The organism is Pseudomonas sp. Van50 (assembly GCF_055390755.1).
In genome coordinates, this window is the sequence record NZ_AP024343.1 from 493,893 (window position 1) to 514,034 (window position 20,142).

General features: G+C 62.4%; 15 protein-coding genes and 1 pseudogene. 5 read left to right on the forward strand and 11 right to left on the reverse strand.

The window, feature by feature from the left end:
• Positions 1-67 precede the first annotated feature (67 nt).
• From ACZ5M5_RS02150 to ACZ5M5_RS02195, 10 genes and pseudogenes are all read right to left on the reverse strand, one after another.
• Positions 68-688 (reverse strand): TetR/AcrR family transcriptional regulator, encoded by a 621-nt coding sequence (locus tag ACZ5M5_RS02150; protein ID WP_060739570.1) that lies wholly within the window; start codon positions 686-688, stop codon positions 68-70.
• A gap of 60 nt (positions 689-748) precedes the next feature.
• Positions 749-2,431: a class II poly(R)-hydroxyalkanoic acid synthase gene (phaC, locus tag ACZ5M5_RS02155; protein ID WP_060739569.1), complete on the reverse strand. Its 1,683-nt coding sequence runs from the start codon at positions 2,429-2,431 to the stop codon at positions 749-751.
• A gap of 112 nt (positions 2,432-2,543) precedes the next feature.
• Positions 2,544-3,400 (reverse strand): annotated as a pseudogene (gene phaZ, locus ACZ5M5_RS02160) (poly(3-hydroxyalkanoate) depolymerase).
• Between the two features lie 261 nt (positions 3,401-3,661).
• Complete coding sequence (phaC, locus tag ACZ5M5_RS02165; RefSeq protein ID WP_060739568.1) at positions 3,662-5,341, reverse strand: class II poly(R)-hydroxyalkanoic acid synthase; 1,680 nt, start codon at positions 5,339-5,341, stop codon at positions 3,662-3,664.
• Positions 5,342-5,619: 278 nt separating this feature from the next.
• Positions 5,620-5,997, reverse strand: a complete 378-nt coding sequence (locus ACZ5M5_RS02170) for a gamma-butyrobetaine hydroxylase family protein (RefSeq protein WP_060739567.1) — start codon at positions 5,995-5,997, stop codon at positions 5,620-5,622.
• 165 nt (positions 5,998-6,162) lie between these two features.
• A complete protein-coding gene (hslU, locus tag ACZ5M5_RS02175; protein WP_060739566.1) occupies positions 6,163-7,500 on the reverse strand; it encodes an ATP-dependent protease ATPase subunit HslU in 1,338 nt (445 codons plus the stop codon).
• Positions 7,501-7,550: 50 nt separating this feature from the next.
• Positions 7,551-8,081 (reverse strand): ATP-dependent protease subunit HslV, encoded by a 531-nt coding sequence (gene hslV / locus ACZ5M5_RS02180; RefSeq protein ID WP_003196958.1) that lies wholly within the window; start codon positions 8,079-8,081, stop codon positions 7,551-7,553.
• 256 nt (positions 8,082-8,337) lie between these two features.
• Positions 8,338-9,033 (reverse strand): SPOR domain-containing protein, encoded by a 696-nt coding sequence (locus ACZ5M5_RS02185; protein WP_003196959.1) that lies wholly within the window; start codon positions 9,031-9,033, stop codon positions 8,338-8,340.
• Between the two features lies 1 nt (position 9,034).
• Positions 9,035-10,771, reverse strand: a complete 1,737-nt coding sequence (gene argS, locus ACZ5M5_RS02190; RefSeq protein ID WP_060739565.1) for an arginine--tRNA ligase — start codon at positions 10,769-10,771, stop codon at positions 9,035-9,037.
• A 262-nt stretch (positions 10,772-11,033) separates the two neighbouring features.
• Positions 11,034-13,253 carry a primosomal protein N' gene (locus ACZ5M5_RS02195; protein WP_464738515.1) on the reverse strand — a complete coding sequence of 740 codons (2,220 nt, stop codon included), beginning with the start codon at positions 13,251-13,253 and terminating at the stop codon, positions 11,034-11,036.
• A 289-nt stretch (positions 13,254-13,542) separates the two neighbouring features.
• On the opposite strand from ACZ5M5_RS02195, the gene rpmE reads away from it, so the two are divergent.
• The 5 genes from rpmE to ACZ5M5_RS02220 all read left to right on the forward strand — a co-directional run bounded on the left by rpmE (position 13,543) and on the right by ACZ5M5_RS02220 (position 17,421).
• The gene (gene rpmE, locus ACZ5M5_RS02200) at positions 13,543-13,767 is read left to right on the forward strand and encodes a 50S ribosomal protein L31 (RefSeq protein ID WP_014336159.1); all 225 of its coding nucleotides are present in this window, start codon (positions 13,543-13,545) and stop codon (positions 13,765-13,767) included.
• Between the two features lie 41 nt (positions 13,768-13,808).
• The gene (locus ACZ5M5_RS02205) at positions 13,809-14,591 is read left to right on the forward strand and encodes a thermonuclease family protein (protein WP_464738516.1); all 783 of its coding nucleotides are present in this window, start codon (positions 13,809-13,811) and stop codon (positions 14,589-14,591) included.
• 185 nt (positions 14,592-14,776) lie between these two features.
• Positions 14,777-16,045, forward strand: coding sequence for a malic enzyme-like NAD(P)-binding protein (locus ACZ5M5_RS02210; RefSeq protein ID WP_053117649.1), 1,269 nt, complete (start codon positions 14,777-14,779; stop codon positions 16,043-16,045).
• A gap of 285 nt (positions 16,046-16,330) precedes the next feature.
• Positions 16,331-16,588, forward strand: coding sequence for a transposase (locus tag ACZ5M5_RS02215; protein WP_237140769.1), 258 nt, complete (start codon positions 16,331-16,333; stop codon positions 16,586-16,588).
• Positions 16,585-17,421 (forward strand): IS3 family transposase, encoded by an 837-nt coding sequence (locus ACZ5M5_RS02220; protein WP_464737817.1) that lies wholly within the window; start codon positions 16,585-16,587, stop codon positions 17,419-17,421. Before ACZ5M5_RS02215 ends, ACZ5M5_RS02220 begins: the two co-directional genes overlap by 4 nt.
• 119 nt (positions 17,422-17,540) lie before the next feature.
• Here ACZ5M5_RS02220 and ACZ5M5_RS02225 read toward each other — a convergent pair whose 3' ends face one another.
• A complete protein-coding gene (locus ACZ5M5_RS02225; protein WP_203225789.1) occupies positions 17,541-19,985 on the reverse strand; it encodes a penicillin-binding protein 1A in 2,445 nt (814 codons plus the stop codon).
• Between the last annotated feature and the right edge of the window lie 157 nt (positions 19,986-20,142).

A 20,142-nucleotide genomic window follows, 5' to 3' on the forward strand; every position in this document is an offset into this window, starting at 1 on the left:
GATCTTGACTGATACACCGCTATCGCGAGCAAGCTCGCTCCCACAATGGATCTTCCACTGCTGGTCGTCAGTCGTGCTCTTCCAGGTACCGCAACGCCAGTCGCTCCGTCGCCACCTTGGTCGCGGGCGGCAGGTGTGGTGCCACCAGCATCATGATCTGGTAGACCACCAGTCGAACCTCGCCCTCGCGGTCCAGGATCCGCTGGTAGTCCAGGGAGAACAGCAACGTCATGGTGATCTGCTCCACCAGTTGCCCCAGGGCCTGGGTATCGCTGACCAGCAGATCCTGGGCCTTGAGCTGCGCCAGCAGTGAGGCGAGGGTTCGCTTCAGGGCATTGAGCAATTGACGGATGCCCTTGGCCAGCTTCGGCAGGCGCCCGGCCAGGTTCGACAGGTCCTGGAACAGAAACCGGTACTGGGCCAGGCGCTCGACGATCAAGTGCAGGAACAGCCAGTAGTCTTCCGGCGCCAACTGCGCATCCGCCGGTGGGTCCAGCAGCGGTGCCAGTTCGCTCTGGAAGCGCTCGAACAACCCGAGGATCAGCGGTTCCTTGCCATGGAAGTGGTAGTAGAGGTTGCCTGGGCTGATGCCCATTTCGTTGGCAACTTCCATCGTGGATACGTTCGGTTCGCCCTTTTCGTTGAATAATTGCAGGGCGCATTCAAGGATGCGGTCGCGGGTTTTCATCCGGTCTTCTTAATGATCGAGTCATGCCACGGCCAATCGCCTGGCCGTGGGGTAGGGCCTTCAGCGCACGCGAACATAGGTGCCGGGGGCGGCGTCCAGAGGCGGGTAGTTCGCGTTGCCCAAGGTCATCTGGGTTTCGTGCTGGGCGCCGGAGCGCTCCTGGATCCAGCCCAGCCATTGCGTCCACCAACTCCCTTCGACGTGGGCGGCGTCGTAGTACCAGGCCCGTGGGTCGCTGCTCATTTTTGCGCTTTCGATGTAGTTGGCCTTGGGGTTGCCCGGCGGGTTGAGAATGCTCTGGACATGGCCACTGTTGGAAAGCACGAAGCGTTTGTCGCCACCGAGCAACAGCGTCGAGCGATAGACGGCGTCCCAGGGCGTGATGTGGTCGTTGATGCCGGCCACGCTGAAGCTGTCCACCGTCACTTTCTGCAGGTCGATGGGCGTGCCGCACACTTCCAGGCCGCCGGGGTGGGTCAGTGGGTTGTGCTTGAAGAAGTCCAACAGATCGCCGTGGTAAGCCGCCGGCAGCCGGGTGCAGTCGTTGTTCCAGTAGAGGATGTCGAAGGCCGGCGGCTCTTTGCCCAGCAGGTAGTTGTTGATGAAGTAGGTCCAGATCAGGTCGTTGGGACGCATCCAGGCGAACACCCGGGCCATGTCGCGACCATCGAGAATGCCCTTCTGGTAGGAGCGGCGCTTGGCGGCCTCGAGGGTCTGCTCGTCGATGAACAGCGTGGCCTGGCTGTCGATCTGACTGTCCAGCAGGCTCACCAGGTACGTCGCACTGGCGACCCGCCGCAGCTGGCGCTTGGCTTGCAGGTGGCCTTGCAGGGCGGCGATGGTCATGCCACCGGCACAGGCCCCCATCAGGTTGACCTCTCGGGCGCCGGTGATCGCCCGGCAGACGTTCATGGCCTCTTCCGTGGCCTCGACATAGCTGGACAAGCCCCATTCACGGTGGCGTACGTCAGGGTTGCGCCAACTGATGATGAACACCTGCAAACCGTTTTTCAGGGCGTACTGGACGAAACTGTTGGAGGGGCTGAGGTCGAAAATGTAGAACTTGTTGATCTGTGGCGGCACGATCAGCAATGGTTTGGCGTACTGCTTTTCGCTCATGGGCCGGTACTGGATCAGTTCGAGCAATTCATTGCGAAACACCACTGCGCCGGGTGTGGTCGCCAGGGTCTTGCCGACTTCAAAGGCATGGGGCGTGGTCTGGCGCGGCAAGCCGTCGTTGTGCAGCAGGTCGTCCACCAGATGGCTGATGCCTCGAACCAGGCTGGCCCCGCCGGAGTTGAACAGCTCCTTGACCGCCAGCGGGTTGAGCAAGGTATTTGACGGCGATACGGCGTCGTTGAGCAGGGCGAAGGCGAAGTGGGCGCGGGCGCGGTCATCCTGGCTCATGTCGCTTTCGTCAATCCAGCTCTTGACCTGTTTTTGCCAGCTCAGGTAGGCCTGCAGGCTGCGGCGGTAGAATGGATTGAGCTGCCAGGTGGGGTCGGCGAAACGCGGGTCGTTGGGGTTGGTGGGGTGCAGGGTTTCGCCCAGCAACACACGGCCCAATTGACTACCCAGTTTCAACGCATGCCGGGCACTGTGCACCGGGTTGCGCAAGCCGTGTGCGGCCACGCTGCGCAAAGTGGACAGCAGGTCCCTGCCACGCAGGCCGGTGACCGCACTTTGTGCGTTGATGAAACTGGCAGGGGCGGGCATGGAACCCTTCGCCGGTCTGTCGCGCATGAGTCAACTCCTTCGTCATCAGGCTAAAAACAAACACACCGAACCAGACAACATAGTCGCTGTTTCGGGTCGCTGCGCGATCCGGCGTCCTGCCAGGCGCAAATGGGCGGTTTCAGCCGCCCCCCAGCGGCGAGGGATGCGGATGCATCACGGCACGCTGACGTTCTTCCTCCAGGAACTTCATGATGATCGGCGCCACCGCCTCGGCCCGGGTGATCAGGAACAGATGGCCGTCATCGATGATATGCAATTGGGCGTTGGGAATGCGCCAGGCCAGCATGCGCATGTTGATCAAAGGAATCAGCGGGTCGTCATCGCCGGCCAGCACCAGTGTCGGCTGGTGGATCTTGTGCAGCCAATGGATGCTGGTCCAGCCGAGGCCGGCGAACAGTTGCCAGTAATAACCGAGCTTGCCCGCCGAGCGAACCTTGGCCGCGTGGCTGGCCGCCAGGCTCGGGTCACGGCGAAACGAACCGCCATAGATCAACGGTGCGATACGCATCACATGGGAAGGCTGAACGTAGCGCCGGGGACTGGCCATCATCCACAGCACCTTCGGTTTGCCCGGCACCATCACCGCCCCGGCCGCCGTGGCCGCCAGCACCAGCTTCTTGCAGCGCTCCGGGTAGTCGTAGGCAAACTGCTGGGCCAGGGCGCCCCCCAGGACACGCCGATCACGTTGACCTGCCCGTAGTCGAGGTAGTCGAGCATCCGCGCGGTGAGCTTGGCCAGGCCCGGAAAGCGATACGGCCGGTTGGGCGTCGATGAACCGCCGACACCGGGCACGTCAAAGGCGATGACTTCCAGGTCCGGGTCCAGGGCCTGGATGAACGGGAACACCAGCTCGAGGTTGGCGCCGATGCCGTTGAAAATCAGCAAGGGCGTCAAGTGAGGCTTGCCGGGACGTACCGCGGTGCGCAAGGTCTGGCCATCCAGATCGACGGTACGGAAGATGTACGGTTGCGGCATGCTTCAAGCCCTGTGGGTTGGGTCGCTGTCTTTCATTTTTCCCCGATCCCCTGTGGGAGCGAGCTTGCTCGCGATAACGGTGTGTCAGCCTACATTGATGTTGGATGTACCGCCGTCATCGCGAGCAAGCTCGCTCCCACAGGGGGATCTGCTGTGAACATGGATTTTATGTTCGCCAGCGCTGTGGGCCTTGCATTCAGTGTCGGCTGGCGGGATGTATTCGTGAGCAAGCCCACCCCCGCAGCAGACGAGTTGCATCCCTTACCGCTCGTGCACATAGGTGCCGGGCGCCGCTTCACCGGCCGGGTAGGCCTTGTTGCCCAGCACGGTCGGGGCTTTTTTCAGTTTGCCCGAGCGCTCGGCCTGCCAGGCTTGCCAGTGCAGCCACCAGGAGTCGGTGTGCTTGGTTGAATTCTCCTGCCAGTCTTCGGCCTTGGCCGGCATGTCATCACTGGTCATGTAGCGCGACTTGGGGTTGCCTGGCGGGTTGAGGATGCTCTGGATATGGCCGCTGCTCGACAGCACGAACTCCACCTTGCCGCCAAACAACTGCGCCGACTTGTAGCAGGATTTCCACGGCGTGATGTGGTCGTTGGTGCCGGCCAGGGAGAAGATGTCGGCGGTGACCTGCTTGAGATCGATGGGGGTGCCGCACACTTCCAGTGCGTTGGGGCGGATCAGTGGATTGTTCTTGAACATTTCGATGAGGTCGCCGTGGAACGCCGCCGGCAGCCGCGTGGTGTCGTTGTTCCAGAACAGGATGTCGAACACGGGCGGTTCGTTGCCCAACAGGTAGTTGTTGACCCAGTAGTTCCAGATCAGGTCGTTGGGGCGCATCCAGGCGAAGACCTTGGCCATGTCGCGGCCTTCGAGTACGCCGGCCTGGTAGGAGTGGCGCTTGGCCGCTTCGAGGGTCTGTTCGTCGACGAACAGCGCCACGTCGGTGTCCAGGGTGGTGTCGAGCACGCTCACCAGCAAGGTCAGGGCATTGACCTTTTTCTCGCCGAGGGCGGCGTAGTGGCCCAGCAGCGCGGTGCAGGTGATGCCGCCCGAGCAGGCGCCGAGCATGTTCACGTCCTTGCTGCCGGTGATGGCCGTGACCACATCCACCGCTTCCTTGAGCGCCTCGATGTAGGTCGACAGGCCCCACTCGCGTTGCTCCTTGGTGGGGTTGCGCCAGCTGACGATGAAGGTCTGCACGTTGCTGCGCAGGCAGAAGCGCGCCAGGCTCTTGTCCGGGCTCAGATCGAATACGTAGAACTTGTTGATCTGTGGCGGTACAACCAGCAGGGGGCGCTCGTGGACCTGCTCGGTGATGGGCCGGTACTGGATCAGCTCCAGCACGTCGTTGCGAAACACCACGGCGCCTTCGGTCACGCCCAGGCTCTTGCCGACCTCGAACGCGCCCATGTTCACCTGGCTCGGCATTCCGCCGTTGTGCACCAGGTCCTTGGCCAGGTGGGACAGGCCGTCCAGCAGGCTCTTGCCACCGGTTTCGAAGAAGCGCTTGACCGCCGCCGGGTTGGCCGCCGAATTGGTCGGGGCCATGGCTTCGGTCATCAGGTTGATCACGAAATGCCCGCGGCTGATGTCCGCGGGCGAGAGGCTGCTGTCGTCGATCCAGGCGTGCAGCTCCTTGCGCCACGCCAGGTAGGTTTGCAGGTAGCGTTTGTAGAGCGGGTTCTGGCTCCACGCCGGGTCGGCGAAGCGACGGTCGTCGCCGGCCGGTTGCAGTTCGGATTTGCCGAACAGGACATTCTTGAGTTCGACGCTGAAATGGGCGACATGCTTGACGCTGTGCAGCGGTTGCCTGATGGCCTGCTTCAGCACCATGCGGGCAGAGGCCAGCAGGTCTTTCCTGCGCAAGCCGACGACGGGATTCAACCCCAGGGTGTTTTCCGAGGCCTGGTACTTCAGGTCATCGTTGTTCTTGTTGCTCATCTACGACGCTCCATTGTCCTTCAGACGAGTACCCGGTTGGTGCCATGAAGCCACACATCCGATACCAGGTACGCTGCTCGGGTGACCATTAATTCCGCATCGAGGGCCAATGAGGAAACGTATGCCAGGAACTCGCCGGTTCCTTTGCAGGGAACTTGCCAGCTCCATTGGTTACCCGAGTTTAATTTTTTTCGCAAGCAGGCCAGTCATTGACGTTGCTGCGCGGGCATTCAAGCAGATGAGTCTAGAAAAATCGCCCTAAAGCGCCAGCCCTTGAGCTAGAGCATCAGCTTGACGACGGACGCGTTCGGATCGCGGGTTTTTCCGGCAGCCTTGAGTTCGCCAAGATAATCGTTCCACAAGTCTTGCTGGCGCACCGCCAACTGGTAGAGATAGTCCCAGGTGAACAATCCGCTGTCGTGGCCGTCGTCGAAGGTCAGTTTCAGTGCGTACTGGCCGGCCGGTTCGACCTTGGTCAGGGCAACGTTGAGCTTGCCGTATTGCAGAATGGGTTTGCCATGGCCCTGGACCTCGGCGGAAGGCGAGTGCACCCGCAGGAATTCGGCGGGCAGGTGGTACTCCTCGTCCGGCGCGTATTTGAGCGTCAGGGTCTTGGAGGCTTTGTGCAGGTTGATGGCGGTGGGGAGTTTGGTCATGGCCTGTGATCCGTCTCGGAAGGATGCCTTCTGCAAAAGCGACACGGTCCATGTGGGAGCGAGCTTGCTCGCGATAGCGGTTTGACAGTCAACTCATGGGTTGAATGTGATGCCGCCATCGCGAGCAAGCTCGCTCCCACAGGTCCCGGGAAATCTGTCGGTGGGTTACAGGATATACCGCGACAGGTCTTCGTTCTGCGCCAATTCACCCAGGTGGCTGTTGACGTACTCGGCGTCGATGAGGATCGGCGCTTCGTTGTGGGCGCTGGCCAGGTCGCCGGCGCTGAACGACACTTCCTCGAGCAAGCGCTCGAGCAGCGTGTGCAGGCGACGGGCACCGATGTTCTCGGTCTTCTCGTTGACCTGCCAGGCGATCTGGGCCAGGCGCTTGATGCCTTCTGGCGTGAACTCGATGCTCAGGCCTTCGGTCTTGAGCAGCGCGCAGTACTGTTCGGTCAGGGACGCGTGGGGCTCGCTCAGGATGCGCTCGAAGTCTTCCGGCGTCAGCGCCTTGAGTTCGACGCGGATCGGCAGGCGGCCTTGCAGCTCCGGCACCAGGTCGCTCGGTTTGCTCAGGTGGAACGCACCGGAAGCGATGAACAGGATGTGGTCGGTCTTGACCATGCCCAGCTTGGTGTTGACCGTGCAACCTTCGATCAGCGGCAGCAGGTCGCGTTGTACACCTTCGCGGGACACATCGGCGCCGCCGACATTGCCACGCTTGGCGACCTTGTCGATTTCGTCGATGAACACGATGCCATGCTGCTCGACCGCTTCCAGGGCCTTGGCCTTCAATTCCTCTTCGTTGACCAGGCGACCGGCTTCTTCGTCGCGCACCAGCTTCAGCGCGTCCTTGACCTTGAGCTTGCGGCTTTTCTTCTTGCCCTTGCCCATGTTGGCGAACAGGCTTTGCAACTGGTTGGTCATTTCTTCCATGCCCGGCGGCGCGGAAATGTCGACGCCGGCCATCTCGGCCACTTCGATCTCGATTTCCTTGTCGTCCAGCTGGCCTTCGCGCAGGCGCTTGCGGAACAGCTGGCGGGTGTTGGAATCCTGGGTCGCGGCGGCGTCGGCGTTGAAGCCCATGCGCGCCGGTGGCAGCAGGGCGTCGAGGATGCGCTCTTCGGCGGCGTCTTCGGCGCGGTGGCGGACCTTGGTGATTTCCTGTTCGCGCAGCAGCTTGATCGCGGCATCGGCCAGGTCACGGATGATCGACTCGACGTCGCGGCCGACATAGCCGACTTCGGTGAACTTGGTGGCTTCGACCTTGATGAACGGTGCGTTGGCGAGCTTGGCCAGGCGCCGGGCGATTTCGGTCTTGCCGACACCGGTCGGGCCGATCATCAGGATGTTCTTGGGGGTCACTTCGACGCGCAGCTCTTCGGGCAACTGCATCCGGCGCCAGCGATTACGCAGGGCGATGGCGACGGCGCGCTTGGCATCGTCCTGGCCGATGATATGGCGATTGAGTTCGTGGACGATTTCGCGGGGAGTCATGGACATAATAATTGGCGGTCCTCAAGCAAGAATGAGCCGGTGCACGGGTGGCAGGCTTATTCGGCGAGGTCCTGCTCCTCAATGGTCTGGGTGTGGTTGGTGAAGACACAAATGTCGCCGGCGATGCCCAAGGCGGTCTCGACGATCTCGCGGGCCGACAGGTCGGTTTTTTTCAGCAGGGCGCTGGCCGCGGCCTGGGCGTAGGCACCGCCGGAACCCATGGCGATCAAGCCATCCTCGGGCTCAACGACGTCGCCGTTGCCGGTGATGATCAGCGAGGCGTCCTTGTTGGCGACCGCGAGCATGGCTTCGAGGCGGCTCAGGGAGCGGTCGGTCCGCCATTCCTTGGCCAGCTCCACAGCGGCGCGGACCAGATGGCCCTGGTGTTTTTCAAGCTGGCCTTCGAAGCGTTCGAACAGGGTGAAAGCGTCGGCGGTGGCGCCGGCGAACCCGGCGATGACCTCGCCGTGATACAGGCGGCGGACTTTTTTCGCGTTGCCTTTCATCACGGTGTTGCCCAGTGAAACCTGGCCGTCGCCGCCCATGACGACTTTGCCATGACGGCGGACTGAAACGATGGTGGTCAAGGGAGAGTCTCCACGCAGCGGGGCGAAAATGCCCGGATGGAACTCATATGGGGGTGGCGTGGGGTTTTTCAACTGTGGGGTGGGGGAGGGGACGAGCGGCATCTGGCCGTTTGTGTCAAAGAAATGCTCTGTGGCGAGGGAGCTTGCTCCCGCTGGACCGCGTAGCGGTCCCAGGCTTTTGAGGGCTGCTGCGCAGCCCAGCGGGAGCAAGCTCCCTCGCCACAAAAGCCATAGCCACAGGCGTTCTCGGTGGGAATCAGCGGCTCTGGCGTTGTTGTAACAACAGGTTGCTGAAACCACTGCCCGCCAGTTGTTTCTGGGCCTTGGTCAGTTCCTCGCGGTTGCTGAACGGGCCGACCAGTACCCGGTACCAGGTTTCGTCCTTCACCGTCCCGGATTCCACGGACACGGATTGGCCCAGCAGAATGATCTGCGCGCGGACCTTGTCGGCGTCGGCTTCCTTGCGGAACGAGCCGGCCTGCAGGAAGAACTTCGTCACCGGCGCGGCTTTCTGCACCGGAGGGGCCGGTGGCGGCGTGATGCCGGCCAGGGCCGCCTGGGCGCGAGCGGTGTCGATCTTCGCCGCTTCGGCCGGGGTCACCGGTGTGGTGGGTACTTGCGGCGTCGGCAGGGTTTTCTCCGGCACGGCATCGGGCGGCACGATGACTTCCGATTCCGGCAGCAACGTGTAGAAGTCGTACTTCGGCTTCACCGGTTGTGTCGGGCTCGGCGGGGTCTTGTTGGCCTCGGCGATGCGGGTGGCTTTCTGCTGCTCTTGCCGGACGCGCTTGACGTCATCACCCTGGCCCGGCTCCAGCTTCATCAAGAACACAATGAACGCGCCGACGGTCAGGCCGATGGCCATCCACAACCAACCTGGAATCGGTTTTTTGGCTGGAGGCTGGTAACGACTGGCGCCGCGCTTGGGTGCAGGTTTTTTCTTGGCGGCCAACTTACATGCGCTCCAGGGTTTCCAGGCCCAGCAGTTCCAGGCCTTGCTTGAGCGTGCGCCCGGTCAGCGCGGCGAGGCGCAGGCGGCTCTGCATTTGCTCCGGGGTTTGCGCATTGAGGATCGGGCAGTTCTCGTAGAAGCTGGAGAACAGGCCGGCCACATCGTACAGGTAGGCGCACAGGGTGTGCGGCGTGCCCTTGTCGGCGACGTTGTTCAGGACCTCGCCGAACTGCGCCAGCTTCGCCGCCAGCTCCTGTTCCTGAGGGGCCTCGAGCACAATCTGGCCGTCCACTTCGTTAAAGCCCTTGCCGAGCTTGCGGAACACCCCCGCCACGCGGGTGTAGGCGTACAGCAGGTACGGTGCGGTGTTGCCTTCGAAGTTGAGCATCAGGTCGAAGTTGAAGCTGTAGTCGCTGGTGCGGTGCTTGGACAGGTCGGCGTATTTCACCGCGTCGATGCCCACCACCTTGGCGATCTTGCGCAGCTCGTCCTCGGCCAGGTCCGGGTTCTTGCCCTTGACCAGGGTGTAGGCGCGGTCCTGGGCTTCGGTCAGCAGGTCGATCAGCTTCACCGTGCCGCCATCGCGGGTCTTGAACGGGCGGCCGTCGGCGCCGTTCATGGTGCCGAAGCCCATGTGCTCCATTTCCATCGGACGGGTCACGAAGCCGGCCAGGCGCGCCACTTCGAACACTTGCTGGAAGTGCAGGGCCTGGCGCTGGTCGACGAAATACAGCACTCGATCGGCCTTGAGCACGCTGTTGCGGTAGCGCACGGCCGCCAGGTCGGTGGTGGCGTAGAGGTAGCCGCCGTCGGCCTTGACGATGATCACCGGCAGTGGCTCGCCGTCGGCGGTCTTGAACTGGTCGAGGAACACGCACTGGGCGCCGTTGCTTTCCACCAGCATGCCCTTGGCCCTGAGGTCGTTGACCACGTTGACCAGGTCGTCGTTGTAGGCGCTTTCACCCATCACGTCGGCCATGGTCAACTTGACGTTCAGCAGCTCGTAGATTTTCTGGCAGTGGGACAGGGAGATGTCCTTGAACTTGCTCCACAGCGCCAGGCACTCGGCATCGCCGGCCTGCAGCTTGACCACCAGGCCACGGGCACGGTCGGCGAACTCGGGCGACTCGTCGAAGCGTTGCTTGGCGGCGCGGTAGAAGTTCTCCAGGTCCGACAGTTCGTCGCTGGTGATCGGATTTTCCTGCAGGTAGGCCATCAGCATGCCGAACTGGGTGCCCCAGTCGCCAACGTGGTTCTGGCGGATCACGGTGTCGCCAAGAAACTCCAGGACCCGGGCCACGCCGTCGCCGATGATGGTCGAGCGCAGGTGGCCGACGTGCATTTCCTTGGCGAGGTTGGGGGCCGAGAGGTCGACCACGGTGCGCTGCAACGGGCCGGCCTTGCGCACGCCAATGCGTTCGTCGGCCAGGGCCGCATCCAGGCGCGAAGCCAGGGCCTGGGTGTTCTGGAAGAAATTGATGAACCCGGGGCCGGCGATGTCAGCCTTGCTGACGTTTTCGTCGGCCGGCAGCGCGGCGATGATTTTTTCCGCCAGGTCGCGAGGTTTCATGCCGGCCGGCTTGGCGAGCATCATCGCGATGTTGCTGGCGAAGTCGCCGTGGGTCTTGTCGCGGGTGTTCTCGACCTGAATCGCCGGCGACAGGCCTTCTGGCAGCACACCTTCAGCGACGAGTTGGGCGATGGCTTGCTGGATGAGCTGGCGAATGGTGTCTTTCATGGTCTTCTCTTTCAACCGCAGGCGCGGCGGCGCTTCGATGCGCTGGTGGAAAAACTGGGCATTATCCGTGGCCCGGACGAGCTTGCCAACTGTAGCGGGTCGGTTGGGGATGTGTGGTGACTATTCTTGCTGGCCTGGATGCACGCGATCCCCTGTGGGAGCGAGCTTGCTCGCGATAGCGGTGGGTCAGTGACGGTAGTGTCGACTGTATCGTCGCAATCGCGAGCAAGCTCGCTCCCACAGGGGCAGGTTTGTGGTCCATTCAATACAAATCCACCGGATCCACATCCAGCGACCAGCGCACCGCCCGTCCGCTGGGCATCTGCTCCAGCGCCAGCAGCCAGGCACTCAGCAGTCGATGTAGCGGGGCCCGGGCGTTGGCCTGCAATAAAAGCTGCGCGCGATAGCGCCCGGCCCGGCGCTCCATCGGCGCCGGCACCGGCCCCAGGAGTTCGATGCCGGTGAGGCTCTGCTCTGCCAGCAAACGCTCCGCCTCGCTGCAGGCCTCATCGAGGAAGCCTTCGGCCTGCCCGGGCTTGTGGGCTTCCGCCCGTAGCAGCGCCAGGTGGGAAAAGGGTGGCAGGCCGGCGCTGCGGCGTTCACTCAAAGCCTGTTCGGCGAAGGCGAAATAACCCTGCTCGGTCAGTTGGATCAACAGCGGGTGATCGGCCAGGTGCGTCTGGATAATCACTTTGCCCGGTTCCTCGGCCCGCCCGGCCCGGCCTGCGACCTGGACGATCAGCTGCGCCATGCGCTCGCTGGCGCGGAAGTCGCCGGAGAACAGCCCACCATCGGCATCGAGGATCGACACCAGCGTGACCCGCGGGAAGTGATGCCCCTTGGCGAGCATCTGCGTGCCCACCAATATGCACGGCTGGCCCTTCTGGATCGTTGCGAACAACTGGTTCATCGCGTCCTTGCGCGAGGTGCTGTCGCGATCCACCCGCAAGACCGGGTAGTCCGGAAACAGGATGCCCAGCCGTTCCTCGGCGCGTTCGGTGCCGGCGCCGACCGGGCGCAAGTCCACTTTGCCGCACTGCGGGCAATGCCTTGGCACGCGTTCGACGTGGCCGCAATGGTGGCAACGCAGTTCGCCATGGCGTTGATGCACGGTCATCCGCGCGTCGCAGCGTTCGCAGCCAGACATCCAGCCGCAGTCGTGGCACAGCAAGGTCGGGGCAAAACCGCGGCGATTGAGGAACACCAGGACCTGTTGCCCGGCGGCGAGGGTCTGGCCGATGGCTTGCTGCATCGGCCCGGAAATACCGCTGTCCAGTGGACGACTTTTCACGTCCAGGCGCAGGAACCGCGGTTGCTTGGCGCCGCCGGCCCGTTCGTTGAGGCGCAGCAGGCCGTAGCGGCCGGTGTAGGCGTTGTGCAGGCTTTCCAGCGAGGGCGTGGCCGAGCCGAGGACGATCGGGATGTTTTCCTGGCGGGCGCGTACCAGCGCCAGGTCGCGGGCGTGATAGCGCAGGCCTTCCTGCTGTTTATAAGAGCCGTCGTGTTCTTCGTCGATGATGATCAGGCCGGGGTTTTTCATCGGCGTGAACAGGGCCGAGCGGGTGCCGATGATGATATCGGCCTCGCCGTCGCGGGCGGCGAGCCAGGCTTCCAGGCGTTCGCGGTCGTTGACTGCCGAGTGCACCAGGGCGATCCGCGCATTGAAGCGTTGCTCGAAACGCGCCAGGGTCTGGGGGCCGAGGTTGATTTCCGGAATCAGCACCAGGGCCTGCTTGCCGGCCTCCAGGGTCTGGCGGATCAGTTGCAGGTAGACCTCGGTCTTGCCGCTGCCGGTGACGCCCGCCAGCAGAAAGGCGTGATAACTGTCGAAACCTGCGCGAATCGCTTCGCAAGCGGCGCGCTGTTCGGCGTTGAGCGGCAGTTCCGGCTGGGCCAGCCAATGTTCGTGGCGGGCGCCGGGGGCGTGCCGGCGGATCTCCACCTGGACCAGGTCCTTGGCCAGCAATAGGTCGAGGCTGTCCTTGCTGAGCATCAGTTTGCTCAGCAGTTGGTGGGCCACGCCATGGGGGTGTTGGGCGAGGGTCGCCAAGGCCTCGCGCTGGCGCGGCGCGCGGGCGATGCGCGGATCGTCCAGCGAGGCCCCCGGGGCCACCGACCAGAACCGCTCCTGGCGCGCCTCGGCCAGCTCGCCCTGGCGCAGCAGCACCGGCAGCGCCCAGCTCAGGGTGTCGCCGAGGCTGTGCTGGTAATACTGGGACGTCCACAGGCACAACTTGAACAGCGCGGCGGGCAGCGGCGGCGTGGCATCGAGCAGGGCCAGGGCTGGTTTGAGCTTGTCGACCGGGACCTCGCTGTGATCGGTGACCTCCACCAGGATGCCGATCATTTCCCGCCGGCCGAACGGCACCCGCAGGCGCATGCCCGGCTGCAACTGGGCGCGCAGGACCCCGGCGGGGACGCGGTAGTCGAACAGGCGGCGCAGGGGTGAAGGCAGGGCGAGGCGCAGGATGGCGTTGGGCACGCGGGGAATCTCGATAAGCGGACAAGTTCGCAAGGCTGAGCGCGATTCAATGTGGGAGCGAGCTTGCTCGCGAAAGCGGTGGCACAGCCAACATCACCGCAACTGACCCATCGCTATCGCGAGCAAGCTCGCTCCCACAGGGATTGTGCTTGAGGGCGCGAGCCTAGCAGACGGTTGGTATAAGCGACAGCTTGCGCGAATGACGATGTCTGGTAGAATCCGCGGCCTAATTACGTGCGGTATTCAACAATAGTGTTGGGTGGCGGCACGCTAGCCTGAGGAAAACAGCATGAAAACCGATATCCATCCGGAATACCCAGCAATTGCCGTAACCTGCAGCTGCGGCAACAAGTTCGAAACGCGTTCGACCTACGGCAAAGCCCTGGCGATCGACGTTTGCAACGAGTGCCACCCGTTCTACACCGGTAAGCAAAAGACTCTGGATACCGGCGGCCGCGTTCAGAAGTTCGCCGATCGTTTCGGTGCTTTCGGCAAAGTTACTCCAAAAGCCTGAGGCTGATCATTTTGGATGGTCGTCTCGACTGCTCCAGATTGATGAAGAAGGCGTCCCTTGCGGGCGCCTTTTTTGTGTCTGCGATTTGGCTCTGTGGTGCCCAGGGGGCCTGTCCTTTGCCGGGCAGCCTGCCCCAGGTGGCGGTGCAGCGCGTGGTGGACGGCGACACCTTGTACCTGGAGGATGGTCGCCGCATTCGGATGATCGGTCTCAACAGCCCTGAGCTGGGCAAGCGCGGCCGCGCCGACGAACCCTTCGCCGTGGCGGCGCGCCAGCGACTCGAAGCCCTGGTGGCCGCCAACGATGGCCGGGTGGGCGTATTGCCTGGCAAGGACGACCGTGATGATTACGGTCGTACCCTGGCCCACGTCTACAGCGCCCGGGGCGAGAACCTCGAGGAGCGGTTGATTGCCGAGGGGCTGGGGTTTCTGGTGGCGGTTGCGCCGAACGTCGACCTGGTCAGTTGCCAGCAAGTGGCTGAGCGTCATGCGCGGCAAGCCGGGGCAGGCCTCTGGAAGAAATCCCCTGTCGTCCGGGCGGAACAGATCGATGCCCCAGGTTTCGTGCTGATGAGCGGGCGTGTGGAAAGTGTGCGGCGCAATCGCGGTGGCATCTGGATTGAATTGCAGGGGCCGGTTGTCCTGCACATTGCGCCGGGTTTGCAGAGGCGCTTCGACGCCTCGGCCCTGGAGCGGCTCAAGGGGCGGAAAATCGAGGCCCGGGGCTGGGTCGTCGACCGCGCCCGGCGTGGCGGGAACAAGGCTGGCCAGGCGCGTTGGATGCTGCCGCTGACCGATCCGGCCATGTTGGAAGCGGTCCTGTAAGAAAATAATTGTAGACATTATTTGGTCGGATTGTATGCATGTAGCCCTTGTGTTTCGCGGCTCTTGGTCCAAAGTCGTAGAGTAGGGCGCTTGACAGCAGTGACTGGTCAGTCTTGTAGGGACTTTGCGAGGCGCGTATCCTCGGCGGTCCGTCTGTCCAACACAGTAAAAAGCGGAATGCCCACATGTCTGATCTGAAAACTGCCGCTCTCGAATATCACGCGCATCCTCGTCCAGGAAAGCTGAGTGTCGAGCTCACCAAGGCCACCGCTACTGCTCGCGACTTGTCGCTGGCCTACAGCCCCGGCGTAGCCGAACCAGTCCGCGAAATCGCTCGCGACCCTGAACTGGCCTACAAATACACCGGTAAAGGCAACCTGGTTGCAGTCATTTCCGATGGCACCGCGATTCTCGGCCTGGGTAACCTCGGCCCATTGGCTTCCAAGCCAGTCATGGAAGGCAAGGGCGTACTGTTCAAGCGCTTCGCCGGTATCGACGTATTCGACATCGAAGTCGATTCCGAGAGCCCGCAAGCCTTTATCGACACCGTCAAGCGCATCTCCATCACCTTCGGTGGCATCAACCTGGAAGACATCAAGGCACCTGAGTGCTTCGAGATCGAGCGCGCCCTGATCGAACAGTGCGACATCCCGGTGTTCCACGATGACCAGCACGGCACCGCCATCGTCACCGCGGCCGGCATGATCAACGCCCTGGAAATCGCCGGCAAGACCCTGCCGGAAGCCAAGATCGTCTGCCTGGGTGCCGGCGCTGCGGCCATCTCCTGCATGAAGTTGCTGGTGAGCATGGGCGCCAAGATCGAAAACATCTTCATGGTCGACCGTACCGGCGTGATCCACTCCGGCCGTGACGACCTGAACCAGTACAAGGCCGTCTTCGCCCACGCGACCGACAAGCGCTCCCTGGCGGACGCCCTGGACGGTGCCGACGTGTTCGTCGGCCTGTCGGGTCCGAACCTGCTGAGCCCGGAAAACCTGCTGCGCATGGCGCCGAACCCGATCGTGTTCGCCTGCTCGAACCCGGACCCGGAAATCTCCCCGGAACTGGCTCACGCGACTCGCAACGACGTGATCATGGCCACTGGCCGTTCGGACTACCCGAACCAGGTCAACAACGTCCTGGGCTTCCCGTTCATCTTCCGTGGTGCCCTGGACGTTCGCGCCAAGCGCATCAACGAAGAGATGAAAGTCGCGGCCGCCAACGCCCTGCGCGAACTGGCCAAGCTGCCGGTGCCTCAGGAAGTGTGCGACGCCTACGGCGGCATCAAGCTGGAATTCGGTCGTGAGTACATCATCCCGAAACCAATGGACGCCCGCCTGATCACCCTGATCTCCGACGCCGTGGCCAAGGCCGCCATCGAGACGGGCGTGGCCACCCTGCCGTACCCGAAGAACTACCCGCTCAAGAGCGTGGATGACGTGTTCAACGGCTAAGCCGTTGTAGCGCTTCAACAAAAAGCCCCGGCTCCTGAGAGTCGGGGCTTTTTGTTGGTCGCCGCTTTTGTATGACCGTCACAGACCCCTGTGGGAGCGAGCTTGCTCGCGATGACGGCCTGGCATTCAACATCGATGCAAGCTGATCCGACGCTATCGCGAGCAAGCTGAACTGGCCTAATGATTTTGGACACTTCAATCGGGCGCTATGATGGCGCCCAAATCTGAGGTGTTTTGGTTATGCGTAAATCTTACTCCAGTGAGTTCAAACTCAAAGCGGCCAGCATGGTGCTGGACGAGGGACAGTCGGTTCCCGAAGTCTGCGCCAGCCTGGATATTGGGCCCACGGCGCTTCGCCGCTGGGTCGATCAGGTTCGCAAGGAACGCTTGGGTTCGACCCCGGTGGGCGCCAAGGCGATTACCGCTGATCAGCGTGAAATTCAGCAGCTCAAAGCGTTGCTCAGGCAAAAAGACCTGGACATTGAAATCCTAAAAAAGGCCAGTGCTCTCCTGCTTTTGGACTCCAAAGATCATTCTCGTTGATCAATGAGCTGGACGAGCAGTACGGCGTTAACAATTGCTGTCGGGCGTTTGGAGTCAACCGCAGCAGCTTTTACGCCTGGCGTCAGCGCCAAGGCAAAGTGAAGCCCGAGCGGGAGAAACTTAAAGCCGTGCTGGTCGAGCATCACAAGGAGTCCAGAGCATCCGCGGGGTCTCGCACCCTTTCCAAGGAGCTGCAAGCAAAGGGACATCGTGTCGGGCGGCATATGGCTCGCAGCTTGATGCGCGAAGCCGGTGTTGCCAGTCGTCAGCGCCGGCGGCACAGGTACAAATCTTCCGGCGTGGAAGCGTTGGTGGCGCCGCACGTGCTCAAGCGCAAGTTTGATGTCACGGCGATCAACCAGGTGTGGTGTGGCGATGTGACGTACATCAAGGTCGGCAAGCGCTGGATGTATTTCGCGGCGGTGCTGGATCTGTTTGCTCGCCGGATCGTGGGCTGGTCGTTTTCAATGATTTCCGATGCCTCGCTGACCTGCGAAGCGTTGCGAATGGCGGTGCAATTGCGAGGTTGCCCAAAAGAGGTGCTGTTTCATTCCGATCAAGGCTGCCAATACACCAGCCACAAATTCAGGAATGAAATGCGCAAGCATGGACTCCTGCAAAGCATGAGTCGCAAAGGTGAGTGCTGGGACAACGCCCCGATGGAGCGTTTCTTTGGGAGCCTGAAGTCAGAGTGGGTGCCAGAAGATGGCTACAGCTCGGAGCATGAAGCCCGCGTGGATGTGCAGCGTTATGTGATGCGTTACAACAACGTCAGACTCCATAGCTACAACGACTACCGGTCGCCGGTAGCTATGGAGAAACTGGCAGCATGAAACCGTAACTGGTGTCCAAAATTAGTTGACCAGTTCAAGCTCGCTCCCACAGGTAGTGGTGTCATTGAGAACAAAAGCCCCGCACTTCTTTCGAAGGCGGGGCTTTTGGATGAGACCGGTCAGAACAGATCGATCGGCGCCGCTTCGTCCGCTGGCAGCGGGCTGCCCGGTGCGACACCGTTGCCCAGCTCGTTGACGGAGGGCGGAGTGTCTTCGCTCTTGAACAGCTCGAAGTACGCACCCGGGGTGCCTGGCGTGGCCGCGCGGCCGCTGACCGGGTCGACCCGCAGGCTGAGGATGCCTTCCGGTTCCGGCTGGGTGTGCGGCGGCTTGTCCTTGAGGGCGGCGCCCATGTAGGTCATCCAGATCGGCAGCGCCACGGTGCCGCCGAACTCACGGCGACCCAGGCTTTCAGGCTGGTCGAAACCGGTCCAGACCGTGGTCACGTAATCGGCGTTGTAGCCGGAGAACCAGGCGTCCTTGGACTCGTTGGTGGTACCGGTCTTGCCCGCCAGGTCGGTACGGCCCAGGGCCAGGGCGCGACGGCCGGTGCCGAGCTTGATCACGTCCTGCAGCATGCTGTTGAGAATGAAGGTGGTGCGGCCATCGACAATGCGTTCCGCGACGGCGGGCGCTTGCGGCAAGCCTGGGGCCGTGGTGGCTTCGCCTGGCGTCGCATTGACCGTGAACGTGTCGGTGGACGGTGCGGCGACGCCATCGCTGGCCTGCTCGCCTGTGGGGACCCGTGGCGGGTTGGCCACGAACAATGTCTCGCCGTTGCGGCTTTCGATCTTGTCGATGATGTACGGGGTGATCTTGTAGCCGCCGTTGGCGAACGTGCTCCAGCCCGTGGCGATTTCCATCGGCGTCAGGGTCGCGGTGCCCAGGGCCAGGGACAGGTTGCGCGGCAGGTCCTGCTTGTTGAAGCCGAACTTGCTGATGTAGTCGATGGTGCGATCCACGCCCAGCGCCTGCAACAGGCGGATCGATACCAGGTTGCGGGATTTGTACAGCGCCTCGCGCAGGCGAATCGGGCCGAGGAACGTATTGGTGTCGTTCTTCGGCCGCCAGACCTTGTCCAGGTACTCATCGACGAACACGATCGGCGCATCGTTCACCAGGCTGGCGGCGGTGTAGCCGTTATCCAGGGCGGCGCTGTAGACGAATGGCTTGAAGCTTGAGCCCGGCTGGCGCTTGGCCTGCAGTGCACGGTTGTAATTGCTTTGCTCGAAGGCGAAGCCACCCACCAACGAACGAATGGCGCCGTCCTGCGGGTCGAGGGACACCAGGGCGCCCTGGGCTGCCGGGATCTGGCTGAACTTGAGCGTGTTGTCCGCCTGGCGCTGGACGCGGATCAGGTCACCGACCTGGGCAACGTCCGACGGCTGCCGTGGGGCGGCGCCCATGCTGTTGGTATTGAGGAACGGACGGGCCCATTTCATGGTGTCCCAGGCCACGTGTTCTTCCTGCTCGCCGTTGCGGGTCAACACCTTGATGCCGTCCTTGTCCACCGAGGTGACGATCGCCGGCTCCAGGCTGCTGATGGTGCGCTGCTTGGTCAGCTCCAGGGCCCAGGCTTCCTTGGTCTTGCCCGGCAGGCGCGATTCAGGGCCACGGTAGCCGTGGCGCTGGTCGTAGGTCATCAGGCCCTCGTGCAGCGCGGTGTTGGCCATTTCCTGCAAGTTGCTCGGCACCGTGGTGGTCACGCGGAAACCTTCGGTGTAGGCGTCGCTGCCATAGCGTCCGACCATCTCGGCACGGGCCATCTCGGCGATGTACGGGGCGTTCACTTCCGGGGTCGGCACGTGATAGCTGGCGTTCAGCGGCTCATTGATCGCGGCGGTGTAGTCGGCCTCGCTGATCTTGCCGAGCTTGTACATGCGCCCCAGGATCCAGTCGCGACGCTCCTTGCTGCGCGCCGGGTTGGCCAGCGGGTTGAAGCGCGACGGTGCCTTGGGCAGGCCGGCGATCATCGCCATCTGCGCCAGGCTCACGTCGCGGATCGACTTGCCGTAATACACCTGTGCCGCCGCCTCGATGCCGTAGGCGCGGTTGCCCAGGTAAATCTTGTTCACGTACAGCTCGAGGATTTCATCCTTGGTCAGCTGCCGCTCGATCTGCAGGGCCAGGAGGATCTCGGTGGTCTTGCGCGAGAAGCTGCGCTCGCTGGTCAGGAAGAAGTTCTTGGCCACCTGCATGGTGATGGTGCTGCCGCCGGACTGGATGTGCCCGCTCTTGACCAACTGGCTGGCGGCGCGCATCAGGCTGCCGGGGTCGACGCCATAGTGGTTGGCGAAGTTATCGTCTTCAGCACTTAGTAACGCATTGATGAAATTAGGGGGAATGTCGGCGAAACGGATCGGTGTGCGGCGCATTTCGCCAAATTCGGCGATCAGCTTGTTGTCGCTGCTGTACACCCGCAAAGGAATCTGCAACTGAATACTTCTCAGTGCCTCCACGGACGGCAATCCCGGACTAAGGTAAAGAAAGGCACCGCTCAGGCCCAAGAGCAGTCCGCAGAAAACGGCGACGATGGACCATCCGAAAAATTTCAGCAGACGAATCAAGGCTTTTGGATATCCAGGCAAAGAATGAAAAAGGCGCCAGGTGCAGGGAAGGACCCGTGCTTGCAACAAAGCGAAAAAAAACGCTGGGCATTATAAGCATTTTTTTTCGTCGGGAATGCCATCCAGACGTCCGTCGGACGGCCGTGATTGAACG

What these genes read in the sequence shown, in the direction of transcription:
- ACZ5M5_RS02150 (WP_060739570.1), bottom strand. Translation starts at nt 688, where the DNA reads ATGAAAACCCGCGACCGCATCCTTGAATGCGCCCTGCAATTATTCAAC.
- ACZ5M5_RS02210 (WP_053117649.1), top strand. Translation starts at nt 14,777, where the DNA reads ATGTCTGATCTGAAAACTGCCGCTCTCGAATATCACGCGCATCCTCGT.
- ACZ5M5_RS02215 (WP_237140769.1), top strand. Translation starts at nt 16,331, where the DNA reads ATGGTGCTGGACGAGGGACAGTCGGTTCCCGAAGTCTGCGCCAGCCTG.
- phaC (WP_060739569.1), bottom strand. Translation starts at nt 2,431, where the DNA reads ATGCGCGACAGACCGGCGAAGGGTTCCATGCCCGCCCCTGCCAGTTTC.
- phaC (WP_060739568.1), bottom strand. Translation starts at nt 5,341, where the DNA reads ATGAGCAACAAGAACAACGATGACCTGAAGTACCAGGCCTCGGAAAAC.
- rpmE (WP_014336159.1), top strand. Translation starts at nt 13,543, where the DNA reads ATGAAAACCGATATCCATCCGGAATACCCAGCAATTGCCGTAACCTGC.
- ACZ5M5_RS02205 (WP_464738516.1), top strand. Translation starts at nt 13,809, where the DNA reads ATGAAGAAGGCGTCCCTTGCGGGCGCCTTTTTTGTGTCTGCGATTTGG.
- ACZ5M5_RS02170 (WP_060739567.1), bottom strand. Translation starts at nt 5,997, where the DNA reads ATGACCAAACTCCCCACCGCCATCAACCTGCACAAAGCCTCCAAGACC.
- hslU (WP_060739566.1), bottom strand. Translation starts at nt 7,500, where the DNA reads ATGTCCATGACTCCCCGCGAAATCGTCCACGAACTCAATCGCCATATC.
- argS (WP_060739565.1), bottom strand. Translation starts at nt 10,771, where the DNA reads ATGAAAGACACCATTCGCCAGCTCATCCAGCAAGCCATCGCCCAACTC.